Here is a 20,282-nt window from a genome sequence, read left to right on the forward strand (position 1 = left end):
GTGATGGTGGTTGGGGAAAAGGCCGTTTTCCGCAGTGTATGCCCCTGCACGACATATGGCTGGTGAATTGGCAACGTGCGCCCCCAATTCAACCAGCTACAGGTCGGTTTTAATTTTTGTGAGGATTCTGCATCGTTGCTCCGTATATTAGGGAGCCTATTGTTGTAAACTCGCAATGAGTTGCTGAATTTTATTTGAAAAATCTGTGTTTTGTGTCCTGATGTCGTGGCTGACATACAGAACTGCAACGTCATTTTCATAGATTTTTTCAAGGTCTGGGTGGGTGTCAAACACGGCTTTTGCTTCAGCATAAGCCACTTCTTTTTTGTCTTCATCCCTGCCGTTTAAACGCATGGTGCCAACAATGGGAGAAATTATCACAAAGGCTTTTTCCAGCTTCTGATTCATACGCCTTGAATCAGCGGCCATGCGACTGTAGGGAAAGAATAGGTGTGGCCCAAGCCCCGATTGCACCCACACATTAATATCGTCCGGAAAGTCTGGCAGTTTGTTAAGCACTGCGTGAAGCCTGGCATACTGGGTACGCTCGGGTGAGGCGGAAAGTCTTGCCAGCGTGGCCACAGGGTTGTACCAGCCAGTTTGAGTAGCAAACATGGTTATGACAATAGTTATAGTGCCCGCCGTCAAGATCTGTTTCTGCCAGCGTGGTGGAAGATTGTGTTGCAGCCAGATAATGGCGTGGCAAAAAGAAATAAGCAGAAAAATTGCCAGTAAATCTTCATATTGCCCGTTCATCCCCCAAATGGTGGGATAGTCGGAAACAACCACAATACCCAAAAACGGTGCCGTACAAAGCAGGGAAAGAAAGGCCTTTTTTCCAAAAAAAGGCAAAAACCATGAGTAGGCGACTATTCTAAACAGATAAAAGAATTTTTTATCCCAGCTCCCCATGATGTTTATATAGTTTTGGAATCTGTAATGCAGGGAAGTTCCTGCCATCTTGAGCGCGTGGGGCAGCCATACCTGCGAAGCCCCAATAAACCATATGCTAGAAAATGTGCACAGCACCATGCCTGTTTTGCGCATTTCAAGCAAAAGAAAGGCGTACATGCCGAGGCTGAAAATACTTAGGGCAGCGCGTTCCTCTGCCATGCAGACGATAAGGCAGCATATTCCCATCAGCACCCAGCGCCGTTGGTGCAAATACAGCACGGCAAGCATCAGAAGGGAGGTGGCAATAGTGGTAAAATGTACTTGTCGTGACCATGGGGCCAGCACAAATCGAAAAACAAAGACAAGAACCAGAAGTATGCCAGCAGCCCAAAGCCAGTTGCTTGATGAGTCATCCCCTTCTTGCCGATAGATAGTTCTGACGAGGCGCGGCAGCAAAAAGATCATAAAACCTGTGGAGATGGCCTGAAGCACACTCATTGCATAGGGGCTCTTCCATGGGCCGATCAGCGGTGCCAGGAGCGCGCTGATCGGGGTGAAATGTTCCCCCCAGTAGGGCATGCCAAGATAATATTCGGTAAACGGTGCGTGCCAGTCCCAGCCATTCCAGACACGCCATATCTGCGTTAGAAATATACTGAAATCAAAGTCATTAATGGTGAATGACCACATCTGCATAACACTGGCCGCAATAAAAAGACTCGTCCAGAGGGCGGGTATATACCACAGAATAGCGTTTTCAATATGTTTTTGCTGCATATGGTGTTTCCAGGCAAAGTGTGATGTGGTGAGCGCTATCGAACGAGATCCGCAAGAAAGCCTTTGCTCTGTTAGGCAGAACGTTGCAGTTGTAGAGCGTCACTTTCGCGGGATTTAACATGCTGTTTGTAAAGGGCGCTATTGACGCGGCAACGGATCTCTCACAGCGCCCAGCAAGGTTGGACAGCCCTAGGTGCACTTTTATCATCTGGTGTTTTTGAAATACGGCCTGTGTGTCAGTCAGGCTATAAAATCTCAAGGGTGATAATGCAGTACGAGAACATCCGCAGGGGCAGAGCAGCGGCTAGAATTTGCTATGGTATCACAGTCCCTTCCAGACCATAGTTTTTGAAATGATATAGTTGACCACAGACCCCGCAACAATGCCTGCACCTGCCGCAAAAAACCATGATAATGACAGACCAAACAGCATTTCTGAAATTGCTATGTTGACAATCGCCCCAAACGTGCACGCAAGGCAAAAAAGAAAATACCCTTTAATGAAAGCCTTGCCACGCAACTGGTTAGAGAAGAACGTCAATCTGTTGTTAATAAAGTAGTTAGACGTCATGGCAAAAAAAGTTGCAGTACACTGGCTCAAAAAGAACGGATATTGAAATAGTTTGTACATGGTGTAGAGCACGCAAAAATGCACAGCCACACCAGTCAGCCCCACCAGGCAAAACATAAAAAAGTTGGTGATGGGGAGTCGAAAGCTGATCTTTTTGAGCAGAAGCCATGCAAAATCAATAAGCGTAGATACGCTGAGCTTGGTGGTGCCATGTATTCTGGTGCAAAATGTATAGGGTATTTCTTTGACCTTAAGGGGAATGTCCTTAGTGGTCAGAATATCAAAGAGGATTTTGAACCCACTCAAAGAAATGTCGGGCGCTATTTCATCAATGAGGCTGCGTTTAAGCGCAAAGAAGCCGCTCATGGGGTCAGAGCAAGGTGTCAGGAGAAGTTTTGACGCAAGCACCGTTGCCATCTGCGACATTTTGGCCCGGGTTTTGTCCCACTCTCCCACGCCGCCGTCATCGCAATAGCGTGAGCCAACGGCAACTGTGGCTTCGTCGTTAACAAGGGCAGCAAACATCTGGGGTAAAATCGCGGCATCGTGCTGCAGGTCCGCATCCATTACTGCAAGATACGGGGCGGCCGTAGCTAACATGCCCTCAACACAGGCAGAGGACAAACCCCTGCGATTAACGCGCCGTATCAAACGCACATGAGGTTTTTTTGCTGCAAGTTTAAGAAGCTCTTGCCATGTTCCGTCTGTAGAATCATCATCAACAAATACAACTTCCCAGTTCATGCCGGAAAGAACACGCTCAAGTCGTTCGACAGTAAGAATAACGTTGTCTTTTTCGTTGAGAGTGGGAACTATAACTGCATAATCAACCATGTCTGGATACCGTCCCAAAAGAAAGCGCCAATCTGTCTCATTAATGGTGCAACATCGTGTTGGCCGCGTGTTCAACGCCACTTTTCCAGATGCCCGATACATTGTCTGTGGAATGCGCTATACATGCTATCAGCTCTGTTGGCAATTGGGCGAGGCCTCCGATAAGAAGATTATGTTCCAGAGAGTTGCAGTGGCTGGCATGGAAAACAAAACTAGCCGTAGGGTGGGGCTCGTTGGGGTGCTCGACCATTCAGTAGCGCGCTCAATATCTTTGGAGCAACCATCATCTAACTTGCACAAATAGCAGCAGATTAAGCCCGTGCCAAATGAGGCATGCATATATTTATATGATTGTTTCGGGCGTGATAAATCCCGCCCTATTTTTGTATAAAAAATCAGCATCCTTTTTCAAGGATGCTGATCGAAGGTGCTGCACGATGCTTGTTAGTGGGGGTAGCTGCGAACCGCTTTGCCCTCTCCCAGTACTAACGTTTGGTCCTTGTTCAGAGCGAAAACTTTTATCATGTATCGATGGCTTTGTGCTGCTGGCGGTTCAGGACCGCGATACCCTTTGAGGGAGCCTTGCTCAATAGTCGCCATGCCGTTCTTAATAGTGCAAGGTACAGTGCCGCCTCCATGGTCAAAACTGGTCATATCCAGATCGGTCATTTGGACCTTGAAAAAGGCTGTGCCTGCGGGGGGATTGGTAATTTTTATCTCTGGGTTGGGAGAGCTGAGGCCCCCGCCTGCCCACTCAAAGTTTACAGCAAGTTGCTGGTAGTTATCCGCTTTCTTAACGCACCCCAGCGAGAGCATGATGGATGCGCAAAAAAATACTGCAATGCGAAGCATGCTCCATTTTTTCATCACTTCACCATTCCTGTGTAGGTTGCAAAAAAGTTTACTTTTGATATATTAAAACTAGTAGTTGGTCAATAATTTAAATTTCTATAATATTGTTTTAATATTATATTGTCGATATTTAAGTCTGTTTGCATCAGGGCGACAGCAAAATGCGCCGTTCAGCATTCCCAGAAAGTACTCGGACATCACCAGAGATAGATATTCTAGCCAAAAATCGCCGCATTGGTTATGTTCGCCTACACCGTTTTCCAAAAACAAAGATATCGATATGTCGGCGTTGCGCAGGGCGAGGACGGCTCTATCCACTTCCTCGGACGGATAAGAAAGCCCGCACATAGCCACATCTAAGGTGTCGGGCTGGTTGTCGGCATCAAGGGCATCATGGAGGCGACTGCAGTGCTGCTCCATGCGGCAACCGACAATGAAACAGATGTTGAAGCGGCTTTGCGAAAAGGCAGGGGTAAGCCCATTCGGGTTCCATGCCATACGCCGCTATTTTGCCGTCAGTCTGGTCAAATCGCAGAAGGCAGATATAACTACAGCAGCTTTTGGGCCATCAGAGGCCCATTACGACTGATATTTACCAGAGGAGCGTTGCCCTTAACCTTGACCGCTTAGCCGGGGGCATTGAAGGGGCGGTTCTGTCGGTCGCTGGCCATGGGGATGCGGCTGAGGCAGAAGGGTATGCTTGGCTGTGTCAGTAGAAAGGGCGGGTTGCTTTGCGGCAGCTCGTCCTTTTTTGTTGATAGGGCGTCATGTAGAGAAATGGCCGTTCGCCAATACTTTGGCGTAAAAAAATCATTATTCGGTTAAACGAGAAAAAATATCCATTCACTTGTGCATGAAATTTGCAAGCCCTAGTTATCTGGGGGGCGCATGTACATAAATACCAATTCGATGGCTAATAGCGTTGCGGCGAATCTTCAGTCGCATTACACCGAGCTGGCAACATCCACGCAGCGTCTCTCCACTGGGTTGCGGGTAAACAGTGCCTCAGATGATGCCGCTGGCCTTGCCATTCGTGAACTGATGCGCACAGATATTCGTGCACTCAATCAGGGGGTGCGTAATGCCAACGACGCCATCTCGCTGATTCAGACGGCAGACGGTGCGCTTGGTGTAATTGATGAAAAGCTTACCCGCATGAAGGAACTGGCAGAACAGGCCGCCACAGGTACATATGATTCCACGCAGCGGCTCATGATTGATTCGGAATATCAGGCCATGGCCTCAGAAATCACCCGAATCGCCAATGCCACGGATTTTAACGGTATCCACCTGCTTGATGGCAATCTCTCCAGCGGCACCCACGATGGGTCGGGCATGACCTCCACTGGAAAAATGAAAATTCACTTTGGCACCGCCAACGACAGCGCCGAAGACTATTACTATATTCAGATCGGTAGCGCTACGGCGAGTTCTTTGGGGTTGGGAGATGGTAGTAACTCGTCACCAGTGGATGCATATGCCGCCAATCATGGTTTGACGTATCTGGGTTCTAGCCTATTTAGTTCATCGCTTCTCTATATGTTTAACACGTCATATTTTTCAAATTACAATCCATCACAAACGACATCAGATTACAGGGATGCATCTGGTAATAATATATATAGGTTTGCAACCGATAATTCTGGAACGATACATGCGATAGAAACAAGTGTATCAGACCCGACAGAAACTATTACCAGCGATGTCGCGATTGGTTCTGGTACTTCTTCTGGAGCGGGTGGGAATATCCGCACGCAGGATGCGGCCCAACAAGCCCTTGTAGCCATCAATAACGCCGTTGTTTCAAAAGACAAGATTCGCGCGTCTCTCGGCGCCTTGCAAAATAGGCTTGAAAATACCGTCAGCAATCTTCAGACTCAGGCTGAAAACCTGCAATCCGCAGAGTCGCGTATTTCGGATGTGGACGTGGCCTCGGAAATGACGCAGTTTGTGCGCGAGCAGATATTGACCCAGTCCTCGGTAGCCATGCTCTCGCAGGCCAATTCCATGCCAAAGATGGCTATGCAGATTATCGGCGGCTAAACAAAATATTTTTCAGATATTTCTCCCGCAGATTTCCCAAAAGTATGTACGCCGGTATGTACGCCACCCCGCGCCACCCCGAATTTTACCCCTCTAGAACGCAAAAACGGCGAGTTACCTTTAACAGTAACTCGCCGTTTTACTTGCGTATGTGGCGGAGAGGGAGAGATTTGAACTCTCGATACAGGTTTAAGCCCGTATACTCGCTTAGCAGGCGAGCTCCTTCGGCCGGCTCGGACACCTCTCCGCAGCATCAGGTCAGCAACTAAGCGAACCAGAATGCAGAAAAGCAAGCTAGCCTAGACGGCGGCACCTGTCAAGAATGTTCTGCCATCTATGAATAAAAGGGAATCACAAGCGGGCCGTGCAGCCAGCACAGCCACGCATTGACCGGGGGCGCAGCTTGGCGTAATTTTATGGACTTCCCATTAAATGGAACTATTGGAGCGCATTATGGCCCCCGAAAATGATACGACACCCGCCAATGTTGCTGAAGGCACCGCCGCTGGCGATACTGCAAAAGTCGGCCTGGATTTCATCCGTACCCGCATAACTGAAGACAACGCTTCGGGCCGATTCGGCAATCGCGTACACACGCGTTTTCCTCCAGAGCCGAACGGGTATCTGCATCTGGGGCATGCCAAGTCCATCTGCCTTAACTTTGGCGTTGCCAGGGAGTTTGGCGGGCAGTGCAACCTGCGCTTTGACGACACCAACCCCACCAAGGAAGAAACGGAATACGTTGATTCCATCCGTGAGGATGTGCGCTGGCTTGGCGGCGTGTGGCATGACCGCGAATTTTACGCTTCCGACTACTTCGAGAAGCTCTATGACTATGCCGAACAGCTCATCAAGATGGGCAAGGCCTATGTGGATGACCTTTCGGCGGAGGAAATCCGCGAATATCGTGGCACCCTGACCGAGCCTGGGCGCGAAAGCCCCTGGCGTAACCGGGGCGTGGACGAAAATCTTGATCTGTTCCGCCGTATGCGCGCGGGCGAATTTGGCGATGGTCAAAAAGTGTTGCGCGCCAAGATCGACATGACTTCGCCCAACGTGGTCATGCGCGATCCCACGCTGTACCGCATCCGCCATGCGGAGCACCATCGCACGGGCAACAAGTGGTGCATCTACCCCATGTACGACTACACCCACTGCCTGTCCGACTCCATCGAGGGCATCACCCACTCGCTCTGCACGCTGGAATTCATCAATAACCGTGAACTGTACGACTGGGTGCTCGAAACCCTCGGCGCGTACCGCCCGCAGCAGATCGAATTTGCGCGGCTTAATGTCACCTATACGGTGCTCTCCAAGCGCAAGCTCATTCAGCTTGTGAAGGAAGGCCACGTTACAGGCTGGGACGATCCCCGCATGCCCACCCTGAGCGGCATGCGCCGCCGTGGCATCCCGCCCGAGGCCCTGCGTGAATTCTGCTCCCGTATCGGACTGGCCCGCGCCGATTCCACCGTGGAATACTCCATGCTCGAGTTCTGCGTACGCGAATATCTCAACGAGCATACCCCGCGCGTTATGGCTGTACTCGACCCGGTGAAGGTGGTTATTGAGAACTATCCCGTAGGCCAGGTGGAAGAATTTGACATGCCCTACCACCCGGAAGATGCCTCCTATGGCAGCCGCAAGGTGCCGTTTTCGCGCGAGCTGTATATTGAGCGGGACGACTTCCGCCTTGAGCCGCCCAAAAAGTTCCACCGGCTGGCCCCTGGTGCGGAAGTGCGCCTGCGCTACGCCTACTTTATCACCTGCCGCGAGGCCGTGCTGGACGATGCGGGCAACGTGGTTGAACTGCGTTGCGTGTACGACCCAGAAAGCAAGGGCGGGCAAAGCCCCGATGGCCGCAAGGTGAAGGGAACCATCCATTGGGTGTCGGCGGCTCACGCCATCCCCGCAGAAGTGCGCCTGTACGATCAGCTTTTCGCGGTGGAAAACCCCAATGCCGCGCCCGAGGGCAAGACGTTTCTGGATAACCTTAATCCCGAATCGCTCACTAAGGTGGAGGCCCTGCTGGAGCCTGCACTGGCTACTTTCAAGGCCGGGGACAAGATGCAGTTCGAGCGCCTTGGCTACTACTGCAAGGATAAGGACAGCACCGACGCCAAGCCCGTGTTCAACCGCACAACCACGCTGCGCGACACCTGGGCCAAGCTGGAAAAGAAGGGCGCATAGCGACTTTTTGAGCAAATATGGGTTTGATCGGCATTTTGTCGCAAGACGCGCTTGACAGTTGCTAAGGCTGTCGCTATATTCCGCGTCTCTACGGGTCGTTAACTCAGTAGGTAGAGTATCTGCCTTTTAAGCAGAGAGTCGCAGGTTCGATCCCCGCACGACCCACCACATATTTCAAGGGCTTACAGCTAATCACTGTAAGCCCTTTTTCTTTTGGACATATAAAGGGATAAGCGCATCTGAGGTGGGGGCGTTACCCAAGGATTGGGAAGGAGCCGCCCGTGCGGATACCCGGAGGCGTGGCCGCTGCAATGGGCCTGCTCTCGTTCCTCATGCAACAGTTAGAGCGGCACGTAGATGAAAATAAAACGGCCCGTTGACTCCAGGAGTCAACGGGCCGTTGTGCTGGCAACAAAGATTAATCCCTGTCGTCTTCAGCGCCGCGCGGTTTTCTGCCCCATTTGTCGGGGTGCGTAAACCGCTTACCGCCACCACCACCGTTACCGCCGCCATCGCGTTGATTGCGGGCAGGGTACCCGGGCCGGGGGCCACGCGGCGCGCGGGGGCCGGGGCCAAAACTCTTGCGCTGGAACGAGCCGCCGCCAGTGTCGAGCTTGGCGGTCACGCGCGTACCGGCAATGAACACGCCCCGGTTAAGAACGGCCAGCACGTCATCGGCAAATTCGCTCTGCACTTCAACAAGGCTGAAATGCTTCTGAATGCTGATGGCGCCGATGCTGCGGCCAGCAATGCCGCATTCTCCGGTGATGGCGCCCACCATTTCGCCGGGCGAAACCTTGTGGGCATGGCCCACGCTGATGTGCAGGCGTGTCATGGGCGCATCGTTACGGCGCGGGCGCGCGCCATCGCGGTCGCCCTGACGGAATCCGTCACGGCCATCGCGACCGTCGCGGCCAAAGCGGCGCGGCGCTTCGGCCAGAGGGTCTTCTTCGGGCACGTTGGTGGCATCGCCAAAATCGCGCTGCATCAGCAGCTTGAGCAGGGCTGCGGCCACATCTCGGCTGGTGATGACATCATCGGCAAACTGTTCGGACAAAAAGTCTTCCACCATCTGCATGCAGCTTTCCAGCGCTCCGGCGGTCAGCGTGGCGCGCACTTCATCCAGCAGCCGCGAGGTGCGGATGTTGGCAACGTCGCGCAACGAGGGTAGGCGTTCCTGCTGGATGCGGGCCTTGGTATGCCGGATAATGTCGCGCAGCTTGTGCTGCTCGCGCAGGGTCACAAAGGTAAAGGCCTTGCCCACGCGACCAGCGCGCCCAGTGCGGCCAATGCGGTGCACGTAGCGCTCAGCGTCATGGGGAATGTCGTAGTTGACCACGGCATCCACATCGTCCACGTCAATGCCGCGCGCGGCAACGTCCGTGGCGATCAGAATGTCCAGCCCCTCACCGCGAAAACGCTGCATGACCCTGTCGCGCTGCGACTGGGCAAGATCGCCGTGCAGGCCATCGCTCTGATAGCCCCGCTGTTGCAGGTGGGCCGTCACTTCGTCCACGCTGCGCTTGGTGGAGCAGAACACAAGGGCCTTGCGGAATCCCTGGGCGTCCAGCACGCGGCACAGCGCGTCCATCTTCTGATGGGGGCGCACTTCGTAATAGACCTGCTCAATGGCGGGCACGGTCAGGGTTTTCTGGGCAATGGCCAGCATTTCCGGCTCACGCAGAAAGCGTTTGCTCAACTGCAAAATGGCCGGGGGCATGGTGGCCGAGAAGAGTACGCGCTGGCATTCAGCGGGTACCCGCTCCAGAATGGCTTCTATATCTTCGCGAAAGCCCATATCGAGCATTTCGTCGGCTTCATCAAGCACAATGGTGGTTGCGCCGCCCAGGCGGAGGGTGCCGCGCTGGAGGTGGTCCATAACGCGACCAGGGGTGCCTACCACCACCTGCACGCCGCGTTCAAGAGCGCGGAGCTGGCGTTCAATGGCCTGACCGCCGTATATGGGCAAAATGGCAACGCCGCGCATGCGGGCGGCCAGTTTGCTGAGTTCTTCGGCTACCTGAATGGCAAGCTCGCGCGTGGGGCAAAGTACCAGCGACTGCACCGCCCTTGTGGGGGTGAGCTTTTCCAGAATGGGCATGCCAAAGGCGGCTGTTTTGCCGGTGCCGGTCTGGGCCTGACCTACCGCGTCGCGGCCAGTCAGCAGGAAGGGTACGGCGAGCACCTGAATAGGAGAGGGTTCTTCAAAACCCATATCCTTGACGGCCTGCAATAATTCCGGGGACAAATGAAAATCTTCGAACGATGGGGACATGCTGTTCCTGTACATAAAAAATTACTTGGTAGCGTACCATAGCCTCATACACGCCAATGCACAATGCCCCATCAGCCCCAGATTGCGGCAGACGGCGGCCTGATTGAAAAAAACCGCCCAGAAGCCGCCCCGCGCAAGGGATGATGATTCTGGCGCAGATGCAAAAAAAATCTGCTGTGCGGCACAAACCGTTTACAGGCTGTTGACCTTGCCGCGCTCCTCTGTAGGATGGCCTACGCCGGAATAGTCCTGCACCACGTCAGCCATCAGGAGAAACCATGTCCTGTATACAGACACGCGGTCTTGCCTACGGCCAGATATCCTACAAGGATCTGGACATAGAAGAGGGCAAGGCCACATTTATCAGCGGCCCCAGCGGCTGCGGCAAAAGTACGCTGCTGCGGCTGTTCAACAAAATGCTGGCCCCTACGGCAGGCGCTGTGCTGTACCAGGGGCAGGACATGGCCGACATCGACAGTATTGCCCTGAGGCGCGAGGTTTTGCTGGCAGGGCAATCCGTATTTCTTTTTGAAGGCACAGTGGGCGAGAATTTTGACGCCTTTTGCGAAGCCAGGGAATCCGCCAACCTTGCGGCGGAAGACAAACTGAAATTCCTGCGTCTGTGTTGCGCCAATTTCCCGCTGGATGCGCCCTGCGTGCATCTTTCCGGCGGCGAACGCCAGCGTGTGTTTCTGGCAATCTGCCTTTCATTTCTGCCCAAGGTGCTGATGCTGGATGAACCCACCTCGGCTCTGGATCAGGAAACGGCAGCGCGCTTTATGGCGCAGGTGCTGGCCTTTTGTCGCGAGCGCGGCATGACCGTGGTAGCCGTGAGCCATGATCCCGCCCTGACAGAACGGCATGCGGAAAACATCATCAGCCTTCGGGCAGAGGCAGAATAACCATGAACGGCGTTGCCCAGATTCAGTTAGGCTCGTTTTTGCTCGTCTATGTGCTCTTGCTGGTGGTGCTGGCGGTTATGAAAAAATGCCGCATCAATCAGGCAAAACTGCTGGTGCTGGCAAGCGCGCGCATGACCCTGCAGCTCATTGCCGCAGGCTATGCGCTGACTTTTCTTTTCGAACATCCGCACCCGCTGCTCACCATGGGCTATCTGCTCATACTGGTATTTTTTACCATCTATCTGGTGCTTTCGCGCAACAAAAGGCTCAACCCGCGCTTTAGGGTAATAGTGTCTGTTTCCATTGCCAGTTGCGGTCTGGGCATCATCATATTTTTCGTAACCTGTATTGTGGGGCAAAGCGTGTTTGATCCGCAATACCTCATCCCCATCAGCGGCATGCTCATGGGCAATGCGCTTACGGGTGTTTCGCTGGGCCTCAAGTCCTTCTGGAACGGCCTTGAGGGGCAGCGGGCGCGTGTGGAGGCGCTGCTGAACATAGGGGCCACACCGGAGAAGGTGCTCTTTCCCTTTGTGTGCCAGGCGTTGGAAACCGCCCTCGTGCCCACGCTCAACTCCATGCTGGGCATGGGTATCGTGGTGTTGCCCGGCATGATGACAGGCCAGATACTTTCCGGCACCGCGCCCACCACTGCCATCCTGTACCAGATAACCATCATGGTGGCTATTTGCGCCTGCGTGTGCCTGTGCTGTTTCTGTTCGCTCTATTTCGGCTACCGAACGCTCTGGAACGCGCAAAAACAGGTGGCTTTCTAGACGCAGATTGCCAGTGAAACTGCCCGATCGCTGTTTACGAAGAATGTGTTAGCTGCTCTATATAAGCACACTCCGCAGGGCTGAACCCAGATCTGGCTGGCGAAAGGCGTAGCCAGCAGCCTGTAGCCGCGCCGGAACAGGGTTTTGCCCTGCGAGCAGCAGTTCATCGGCCATCTGCCCCAGCATCAGGCGCAGTATCGGTGCGGGCACGGGCAGCCACGAGGGCCTGCCGCAGGCCTTGCCAAGGGCGTGGGTAAATTCGCTCATGCGGGGGGTGCGCGGCGCGCAGATGTTGAACGTGCCCACAAGGTCGGGCCTTTGCAGCAGCAGGATGGCGGCTCCGGCTACGTCTTCAAGGTGCGTCCAGCAGAAGGGCTGTTTGCCTGAGCCCAGCGGCCCGCCCACGAACATGCGGAAGGGCGGCAGCATGCGCTCCAGAAATCCGCCGGGGGTTCCATCCGCCTTTTTGCCCAACACCGGGGCAAAGCGCATTACGCAACGGCGGATGCCCAATGCTTCAACGGGCACGGTGCTTTGCTCCCACTGGCGGCATGTTTCGGCCAGAAATCCCGTGCCGGAGGGTGCACCTTCATCGCAGGCCGGCGCGTTGTTTTGCCACAGGCCATAGTATCCGCTGGCCGAAGCCTGCAAGAGGGTCGCAGGCGCGTGGTGGGATTGTTCCTTGCGCAGGCGCAGGGCAACGCACAAGGCTTGCCCGGTTTCTACCCGGCTGTTCACAATGGCCTGCTTGCGCTCCGGCGTCCAGCGGCCTCCCCCGATATTCTCGCCTTGTAGATTGATGATGGCGTCCACGCCGTCCAGCAATCCGGCCAGAGCCGCTCCATCCCAGCCGTTCCAAACCACGCGTCTCGGGCCGTTGCCGTCCTTGCCCGCCCTGCGTGAAACCACGCTTACGGTGAGGCCCTGGCGCATGAGTGCCGTTGCCATGTATCGCCCCACAAAGCCTGTGCCGCCCAGAATGAGAACATGCATGGTGAACCCCCTCTGTTGTGCGAAGCCGTGCGTTTGAAGCAGTCTATACCTTTTGCCGGGGAACAGGCAATTTTATCGTTTCGTCGGTCTAGCGGCTGATTGCTCGGGATGCGGAAAAACCTCCTGCGCCATGCGGATAAACTCCCGCGCAGCGGGCGACATGCGGCGCGCGTCCGGCACTGCCAGAGCTACCTGACGCCGGGCCGCTGGACGGAGAGGCTTTTTGACGTAGCCCGGTGCTTTATCTGACGGCAGGGCGGATTCCGCCACAATGCTCACGGCCTCGCCCCGCGCCACAGCGGCAATGGTGCTCACAAGCTGCAACGAGCGCCAACGGATAGTGGGGTGCAGGCGCAACGCGCGGAACAGACCTCCGATAATGTCTTCAGATCCGGCTCTGGTCATGGCAAAGGGGCTGGCGCAGAGTTCCTCAAGGGTGACGGCGTTTTTCTTCGCCAGCGGGTGCGCCAGCGGCAGCAAGGCCACCAGCTGGTCTTCCATGAGGGGGAAGGTGTCAAACCGTTCATCCGGCAAGGTCACAAAACCAATATCCACCCGGTGGTCTGTGAGCCATTGGGCCACCTCGCCGTCAGGGCCTTCATCCACATGGATTTCAATGCCGGGGTAAACCGCGCGGTATTTTTCAAGCACCGGGGGCAGCAGACGCAGCGAAGCTGTGGGGCCAAAAGAACCGATGCGCAACGTGCCACGCTTCATGCCGCGTGCGTCCGAGGCCTCCTGCCGCATGGATTCCGCCAACCCAAGCATGGCCTGAGCCTGACGCAGCAGGCGAGCGCCCACATCTGTAAGTTCCAGATTTTTGCCGCGTCGCAGCAGGGCCACGCCAAACTCCTGCTCAAGCGCTTCAATGGCGTGGGATACGCCCGATTGCGAAATGCCCAGTTGCAGGGCGGCGGCAGTGAAGCCACGGCGCGCGGCCACGGTGGAAAATATTTCAAGCTGGGTCAGCGTCATTGCGATTTACCATGAGTTATTGCTCATTTCTCTATGAATAAACATGCTCGTAAGTGTATGCATATTGGCTCGCGGGTGCAATGGGTGCAATCTGTGAACAGCTTTTGACCGCAGAATTTCAGCAAAGTCAGGGATTAAATGAGTGTTGCAAAAGAACGCGCGGGGGACGCCGCCGTATACGTGCGGCTGGCTCTTGTGGCCGTGGCCTGGGGCGGGACTTTCATTGCGGGCAGGAGCCTGGCTGGCGTTGCGCCCATGTTTTCGGCCAGCCTGCGTTTTTTGCTGGCCTCGGCGGCGCTGAGTCTGTTCCTTGTGGTTTCCGGCAAGGGTTTTCGCCGCGTGACGGTGGGGCAGGCCTTGGTGGTGACCCTGCTGGGGTTTTGCGGCATATTTTCGTACAGTTTTTTCTTCTTCAGCGGCTTGCAGCACATCAGCGCTTCGCGCGCGGCGCTGATTGTGGCCTTGAACCCGGCGGTCATGGCCCTTATCGCCTACCTTTTTTACCGTGAACGCGTGAGCGCGCTGAAAATGCTTGGCATTGCCCTGTGTTTCGGCGGTGTGGCTCTGGTGGTCGGCGGCGGCGATCCCCAGCGGGCAGGGGCTGGCGGCAGCGGCTGGCTGGGCGAGGCGCTTATAGGCGGTTGCGTGCTGAGCTGGAGCGCCTACAGCGTGTTTTGCAAATCAGTGGTGCGGCAGCTTGGGCCGCTGCACACAGTAACGTACTCCATCTATGCCGGAACCCTCATGCTGGCGGCCTATACCGCCTGCACAGGCGCACTGGATTTTGCCGCTGTGGCGCTGTTCAGCAGCGGCGAGATGCTCAGTCTGCTCTATCTGGGCATAGTTGGCTCCGCCGTGGCCTATATATGGTACTATGACGGCATCCAGAAAATTGGCGTGGCACGCGCTGGCGTATTCATTGCGCTCAATCCCCTGGCGGCGGTGCTGTTTGGCGCGGCCCTGCTGGGTGAACAGATGACCCTGGCGACCCTGCTTGGTGGCGCGCTGATTATCACCGGCATTGTGGTGGAAAACTGCCGTAGCGGGGCCGGATGTGCTCAGGCAGCCGAGCCGCCCTTGGAAGTATCCGCCGAAACGTCTACCAAACTATCCGGGCAGGCGCGGGGCTGACAGCCGCAATCTTCTGCTTCTAGCTTTTCCGCATTTTTTTCAAAATCCAGATGCTCCCGGCCCCAGGCGTACAGCGCCTCCAGCGCCGGGAGTAGTGTTTTGCCGCGCTCTGTGAGGGAGTATTCAACTCTGGGTGGAATTTCGTTGTATTGCATGCGATGCACAAGATCAAAATCTTCCAGCTCGCGCAGGCACTTGGTCAACATCATGTTGGTGACGCCCCGCACAGTGCGTTTCAGCTCATTGTAACGAAGGGTCTCTTTTTCGGCCAAATGCCACAGAACGGGCAGTTTCCACTTGCCACCGATGCACTTGAAAACGTGCAGGATGGGGCATTCTGCCTTGTTATCGTACAGGCAGCTGGCGGCGCGTGAAGAAGATTTTGTCATGGTATGCTCGCAAAAAGTAGGGAAGAAAAAAATGCGTACTTGTGATAATAATATTAAAGCATGTATACATGGTGGTCAAGAAGTCCCTTGCCATCAACCCATTCCCACAGGAGGATATAATGAAAATTTACGCCATAAACGGTGGCCCGCGAAAGAAGTTCAATACCGTAAAGTTGCTTCAGGCAGCTCTGGATGGAGCCGCCGCCGCACCCTGTAGCGAAACAGTCGAAACCGAGATGATCCACCTCTACGATCTCAACTACAAGGGATGCGTGAGCTGTTTTTCGTGCAAGCGGGTGGGCGGCAAGAGCTACGGCCACTGCGCAGTCAAGGATGATCTGCCTCCTGTGCTGGAAAAGCTCTCGCGGGCGGACGGACTTATCTTTGGCAGCCCCATTTATTTTGGCAATGTCACGGGTATGATGCGCAGTTTCCTGGAACGCCTGATGTTTCCCTTTTTTGTGTATGACAAAGAGTACAGTTCGCTCGCTCCCAAGCGCATGCCCACAGCCTTTATTTACGCCATGAACGTGAGCAGCGAAGAAATGGAGCAGTACGGCTACCTCCAGAACCTCAAGGGCATGGAAACCTTTGTGGGCCGTCTTTTTGGCGAGCCGCAAGTGCAGCATGTGCACAATACCTATCAGTTTGCCGACTACAGCAAGTACAAGTGCGAGCGGTTCTCCGAGCCGGAAAAAGCCGCTTACCGCGATGCGCATTTCCCACAAGATTTGGAGCAGGCCCGCCGCATAGGCGCTGCAATGGTTGCCGCCGCCAGATAGCTTCCGTACTGCCCACGGCAAAACACAAAGCCCCCGTTTTTCAACGGGGGCTTTGTCATTGCTGATAGTTATGCTAGAGCAGGCTTATGCGCCCAGATAGGCTGCCTTGATTTCCGGCGTGTCGGCCAGATGGGCGGCGGAACCTTCTGCCACGATGCTGCCTGTGTCGAGCACGTAGCCGCGATCTGCCACCTGGAGCGCCAGGCGGGCGTTCTGCTCCACAACCACAACGGTCAGACCTTCGCTGTTGAGCTGCTTGAAGGTACGGAACATGTCGTACATCAGCAGGGGCGAAAGCCCCATGGAGGGTTCATCCAGCAAGAGCACCGAGCAGTTGGTCATGAGCGCGCGGCCCACGGCCAGCATTTGCTGTTCGCCGCCAGAGAGCGTGTCGCTGCGCTGGTGCATGCGTTCCTTAAGGCGCGGAAAAAGCTCAAAAACCTTGTCCACATCCCGCTGGATATTGTTGTCCTTGCGTGTCCAGGTAGCCAGCTTGAGGTTTTCGTTCACCGTGAGGTTGCCGAAAATGTGGCGTCCTTCGGGCACAAGATCCATCTTGAGGCGGGCCACCACATGGTGCGGCTCTGTTTTCAGGATGGATTCGCCGTTAAAGCGGATGTCGCCGCTGATAACAGTGGGCGATTCCGGCGGAGTGAGGCGCATGACGGCCTTGAGCGTGGTAGATTTGCCAGCGCCGTTGGCCCCGATGAGGGTGACTATTTCGCCCTTGTTCACGTGAAATGAAATGCCGTGAAGGGCTTCAATCTTGCCATAGCCGGCGTAGAGATTTTCAACTTCCAGTAGCATCACACGTTCTCGTCGCCCAAGTAGGCCTTGATGACATCGGGGTTGGACTGAATTTCCTGCGGCGTGCCTTTGGCAATGGTCTTGCCAAATTCCACCACGGTAATGTGCTGACACAGCGACATGACAACCTTCATCTGATGCTCGATCATCCAGATGGCGATTTTGAATTCGTCAAATATCCAGCGGATGTGCTTGATGAGGCCGTCCACGTCCGAGGAGTTCAGGCCAGCGGCGGGTTCATCAAGCAGCAGCAGCTTGGGGTCTGTGGAAAGGGCGCGGGCCAGCTCCACCCGGCGTTGCAGGCCGTAGGGGAGGTTTTTGGGAAATTCATTGGCCACATCTGCCAGCTCCATGATTTCAAGAATCTTAGAGGCCTTTTGCCGCACGCGTTTTTCCTCGCGGCTGTAGCGCTCGTTGCAGAGCCAGGCGTCAAGCAGCCCGTATCCCAGCCTGTGGTATTGCGACACGCAGATGTTGTCGAGCACTGTCATGTCGTTCCACAGGCGGATGTTCTGAAAGGTGCGGGCCATGCCCATGGCCGTCACCTGATGCGGCTCAAGGCGTGTATCGTATGTATGGCCGTTAAAGACAATCTGCCCCTCAGTGGCGTGATAAAAGCCGGATGCCAGATTGAACACCGTTGTTTTGCCCGCGCCGTTGGGGCCGATAAGGCCCACAAGGGAGTGGTCTTCCACGGCGATGGAAAAATCCGTTAACGCAATCAGCCCGCCGAAGCGTTGCGTGACTTCTTTCATTTCAAGCAGTGCCAAGGTCAGCCCCCACTCGTTCTGGTTGTATCTGTATCAATGGCGCTTTCAGGACGCGCCGCCCTGGGGCCGGAATTGCTTTAGTCGCGCTTGCCGAAGCTTACCAGCCGTTTCAGTTTGGGGAACACATCGGTCAGTTCCCTGTTGCCCAAGAGGCCCTCGGGCCTGAACTGCATGAGCAGAATGAGAATCAGCGGGATGATGACCCACTTCCATTCCTGGCTGATGTTGAACGAATTGGGCACAAAGGGCAGCATGTGGGCCAGGTCGCTCATGGCGGGCAGGGCGAAGCGCAAAAGCTCGATCAGCAGAGTAAACATCACGGCGGCGAGCACCGAGCCGGAAAGTGAACCCATGCCGCCCAGGTACACCATGACCATGGCCTCGGTGGACTTCATGATACCAAAGCTGTTGGCGTAGATGGAGCTGAACATGTGCGCATAAAGCGCGCCCGCCACACCGGCAATGCCCGCCGAGACCATAAAGGCCACGAGCTTCACCCGCTTGGTGTTGACGCTCATGATTTCTGCGGCAACTTCGTTCTGGCACACCGCAGGTATGCCCTTGCCAAGGGTACTGTTTACCAGACGGTACAGCATCATGGTGGTGATCATAACGCCAAGCAGCATCCAGATCATCATCCAGGGGATGTCGGCCACGTTCTCCATGGCGCGCACCACGCCGCGCATGCCCGTAAGGCCGCGCGGGCCGCCCACAAAGTCAATATTGATGATAAGCGAAATGATGATGTAGTTGGCGGCAATGGTGATGATTGCCAGATAGTCGTCACGGGTTTTGAACGAAGGCAGGGCCACCAGCAGGCCAAAGAGGGCCGCCACGCCGCCCGCTGCGGCAAGCACCAGGGGAAAGAGCAGGGGCGCGAGTTCCGGCGGCAGCAGGGGCGCGCCCAACATTTTGTTCTTGGTGAACAGAATGATGGAGATAAGCCCGCCCACATAGGCCCCCACGCACATAAAACCCGCGTGACCACAGGAAAATTCGCCCATGTAGCCGTTCACAAGGTTCAGGCTGGTGGCAAAAATAACGTTGAGGCCCATGAACTTGATGACCGAAAGCCAGTAGCCGTCAATCCACGAAAAATATTCGGCAAAAACAAGCACCAGCCCGCCGATCAGGAACAGAAGACAGTCTATCTTCCTCTGTTTGACAGCCCGTTTGATGGCATAGCCGAAGCAGAGCACGCCCAGAATCGCAAGAACCGTTTGTACAAAAAGAGGCAGCATTCAGACACTCCGGCTAGATTTTGGTCGTTTGCGGCATGCCGAAAATGCCCGTGGGCCGCACCCACAGGATGAGCAGCAGGATGGTGAAGGAAAACAGATCCATGTAGGTGGACGGCAAGAAGGCCACCACCATGATTTCTACAAATGCCAGCATAAAGCCGCCCACAAATGCGCCGCGTATGTCGCCAATGCCGCCCACAACCGCCGCGATAAAGGCCTTCCAGCCGATCATGGCGCCCATGTAAGGCTCTAGGTTGGGGTAGCACATGGCAAAGAGCATGCCGCCAAGCCCGGCAATGCCCGAGCCAAGCACAAAGGTGACCACAATGACGCTGTCGAGCGGTATTCCCATGAGCGGCAGGGCAAAGCGGTCCCAGGAAACCGCGCGCATGGCCATTCCCACCTTGGTGCGCGTGACAATGGTCTGCAAGAACAGGAATACCAGCACCGCAGCCACAATAACCCATACTTTCAGGTTTGTGATGACCAGCGGCCCGATGGAGTACACGGTTTTGTCGATAAGCTCGGGCAGCTTGCGCTTGGTTGCCCCAAGCAGAGCAAGGTTGCCGTTTTCAAGAATAAGGCCGCACATCAGTGCGGTTATGACCACATAGAGCCTGTGCGCGCCCTTGCGGCGCAGGGGCCGATAGGCAATGCGCTCAAGCGTAACGCCCACAAGGGCTGTGAGGCCCATTGTCAGAACAATGGTCAGCCACAGCGTCATTGGCTTTGAAAGGGCTAGGCCATCGGAAGAAACCAGATACGTGGCCACAAAAAAGGAAATGTAGGCCCCAACCATAAAAATATCGCCGTGGGCGAAGTTGATGAGGCGCAGAACCCCGTAAACCAAGGTGTAGCCCAAGGCGATGAGGGCGTAAAAGCTGCCCCATTGCAAGGCGTTGAGGGTCTGTTGCAGCAGAAAGTCCATAGGCTACCCAAAAATGCTGACGGTTACAGTGTGCAAATCCTGTGGCGCAGTTTTGTTAATTCCTGGTCAAAACCCGAATGCTGAGCGGCAGTGCGCGTATGTGCCCCCTGAACCGCCCGTTCAAGCAAAAAACACTTTGCTCCAAGGGGGCTTAC

The 20,282-nt window shown here is 55.1% G+C and carries 18 protein-coding genes and 2 tRNA genes; 7 read left to right on the forward strand and 13 right to left on the reverse strand.

Annotated features, from left to right (window positions below; genetic code table 11):
* Positions 1–156: 156 nt before the first annotated feature.
* The 4 genes from JMF94_RS01990 to JMF94_RS02005 form a co-directional block, all read right to left on the reverse strand.
* Positions 157–1,671: a DUF2079 domain-containing protein gene (locus JMF94_RS01990; RefSeq protein WP_240823529.1), complete on the reverse strand. Its 1,515-nt coding sequence runs from the start codon at positions 1,669–1,671 to the stop codon at positions 157–159.
* A gap of 322 nt (positions 1,672–1,993) precedes the next feature.
* Positions 1,994–3,076 carry a glycosyltransferase family 2 protein gene (locus JMF94_RS01995; protein WP_240823530.1) on the reverse strand — a complete coding sequence of 361 codons (1,083 nt, stop codon included), beginning with the start codon at positions 3,074–3,076 and terminating at the stop codon, positions 1,994–1,996.
* A gap of 444 nt (positions 3,077–3,520) precedes the next feature.
* Positions 3,521–3,943, reverse strand: coding sequence for a hypothetical protein (locus JMF94_RS02000; protein WP_240823531.1), 423 nt, complete (start codon positions 3,941–3,943; stop codon positions 3,521–3,523).
* An 81-nt stretch (positions 3,944–4,024) separates the two neighbouring features.
* Positions 4,025–4,426, reverse strand: a complete 402-nt coding sequence (locus JMF94_RS02005; protein ID WP_240823532.1) for a hypothetical protein — start codon at positions 4,424–4,426, stop codon at positions 4,025–4,027.
* A 390-nt stretch (positions 4,427–4,816) separates the two neighbouring features.
* Between JMF94_RS02005 and JMF94_RS02010 the strand changes: the two genes are divergently transcribed.
* Positions 4,817–5,971, forward strand: a complete 1,155-nt coding sequence (locus JMF94_RS02010; protein ID WP_240823533.1) for a flagellin — start codon at positions 4,817–4,819, stop codon at positions 5,969–5,971.
* 152 nt (positions 5,972–6,123) lie between these two features.
* Here the strand turns inward: JMF94_RS02010 and JMF94_RS02015 are convergent.
* Positions 6,124–6,218, reverse strand: a tRNA-Ser gene (locus JMF94_RS02015).
* A gap of 185 nt (positions 6,219–6,403) precedes the next feature.
* Between JMF94_RS02015 and JMF94_RS02020 the strand changes: the two genes are divergently transcribed.
* Together JMF94_RS02020 and JMF94_RS02025 are read left to right on the forward strand one after the other, a co-directional pair.
* A complete protein-coding gene (locus tag JMF94_RS02020) occupies positions 6,404–8,158 on the forward strand; it encodes a glutamine--tRNA ligase/YqeY domain fusion protein (RefSeq protein WP_346769999.1) in 1,755 nt (584 codons plus the stop codon).
* Between the two features lie 92 nt (positions 8,159–8,250).
* Positions 8,251–8,326: transfer RNA gene (locus JMF94_RS02025), tRNA-Lys, on the forward strand.
* A 250-nt stretch (positions 8,327–8,576) separates the two neighbouring features.
* Here the strand turns inward: JMF94_RS02025 and JMF94_RS02030 are convergent.
* Positions 8,577–10,433, reverse strand: coding sequence for a DEAD/DEAH box helicase (locus JMF94_RS02030; RefSeq protein WP_240823535.1), 1,857 nt, complete (start codon positions 10,431–10,433; stop codon positions 8,577–8,579).
* Positions 10,434–10,711: 278 nt separating this feature from the next.
* Here JMF94_RS02030 and JMF94_RS02035 point away from each other — a divergent pair, with 278 nt between their 5' ends.
* Positions 10,712–11,335 carry an ABC transporter ATP-binding protein gene (locus tag JMF94_RS02035; RefSeq protein ID WP_240823536.1) on the forward strand — a complete coding sequence of 208 codons (624 nt, stop codon included), beginning with the start codon at positions 10,712–10,714 and terminating at the stop codon, positions 11,333–11,335.
* A gap of 2 nt (positions 11,336–11,337) precedes the next feature.
* Positions 11,338–12,111 carry an ABC transporter permease gene (locus JMF94_RS02040; RefSeq protein WP_240823537.1) on the forward strand — a complete coding sequence of 258 codons (774 nt, stop codon included), beginning with the start codon at positions 11,338–11,340 and terminating at the stop codon, positions 12,109–12,111.
* A gap of 57 nt (positions 12,112–12,168) precedes the next feature.
* Here JMF94_RS02040 and JMF94_RS02045 read toward each other — a convergent pair whose 3' ends face one another.
* Both JMF94_RS02045 and JMF94_RS02050 read right to left on the reverse strand, forming a co-directional pair.
* Entirely contained in the window at positions 12,169–13,104 is a 936-nt protein-coding gene (locus JMF94_RS02045) for a TIGR01777 family oxidoreductase (RefSeq protein ID WP_240823538.1), read from the reverse strand.
* Positions 13,105–13,176: 72 nt separating this feature from the next.
* Entirely contained in the window at positions 13,177–14,079 is a 903-nt protein-coding gene (locus JMF94_RS02050) for a LysR family transcriptional regulator (RefSeq protein WP_240823539.1), read from the reverse strand.
* A 138-nt stretch (positions 14,080–14,217) separates the two neighbouring features.
* Here JMF94_RS02050 and JMF94_RS02055 point away from each other — a divergent pair, with 138 nt between their 5' ends.
* A complete protein-coding gene (locus JMF94_RS02055) occupies positions 14,218–15,210 on the forward strand; it encodes a DMT family transporter (RefSeq protein ID WP_240823540.1) in 993 nt (330 codons plus the stop codon).
* Here the strand turns inward: JMF94_RS02055 and JMF94_RS02060 are convergent.
* Complete coding sequence (locus JMF94_RS02060) at positions 15,138–15,599, reverse strand: helix-turn-helix domain-containing protein (protein ID WP_240823541.1); 462 nt, start codon at positions 15,597–15,599, stop codon at positions 15,138–15,140. The genes JMF94_RS02055 and JMF94_RS02060 overlap by 73 nt on opposite strands.
* A 119-nt stretch (positions 15,600–15,718) precedes the next feature.
* Here JMF94_RS02060 and JMF94_RS02065 point away from each other — a divergent pair, with 119 nt between their 5' ends.
* Complete coding sequence (locus JMF94_RS02065) at positions 15,719–16,381, forward strand: flavodoxin family protein (protein ID WP_240823542.1); 663 nt, start codon at positions 15,719–15,721, stop codon at positions 16,379–16,381.
* Between the two features lie 84 nt (positions 16,382–16,465).
* On the opposite strand, the gene JMF94_RS02070 is transcribed toward JMF94_RS02065, so the two are convergent.
* The 4 genes from JMF94_RS02070 to JMF94_RS02085 form a co-directional block, all read right to left on the reverse strand.
* The gene (locus JMF94_RS02070) at positions 16,466–17,188 is read right to left on the reverse strand and encodes an ABC transporter ATP-binding protein (protein WP_209819340.1); all 723 of its coding nucleotides are present in this window, start codon (positions 17,186–17,188) and stop codon (positions 16,466–16,468) included.
* Entirely contained in the window at positions 17,188–17,958 is a 771-nt protein-coding gene (locus tag JMF94_RS02075; RefSeq protein ID WP_192112140.1) for an ABC transporter ATP-binding protein, read from the reverse strand. The genes JMF94_RS02070 and JMF94_RS02075 overlap by 1 nt, the downstream gene beginning before the upstream one ends.
* A 77-nt stretch (positions 17,959–18,035) precedes the next feature.
* Entirely contained in the window at positions 18,036–19,199 is a 1,164-nt protein-coding gene (locus JMF94_RS02080) for a branched-chain amino acid ABC transporter permease (protein WP_240823543.1), read from the reverse strand.
* Positions 19,200–19,212: 13 nt separating this feature from the next.
* A complete protein-coding gene (locus tag JMF94_RS02085; protein WP_240823544.1) occupies positions 19,213–20,127 on the reverse strand; it encodes a branched-chain amino acid ABC transporter permease in 915 nt (304 codons plus the stop codon).
* Positions 20,128–20,282: the final 155 nt, after the last annotated feature.

Origin of the sequence: Desulfovibrio sp. UIB00 (assembly GCF_022508225.1) — a bacterium.
Classification (GTDB): domain Bacteria; phylum Desulfobacterota; class Desulfovibrionia; order Desulfovibrionales; family Desulfovibrionaceae; genus Desulfovibrio.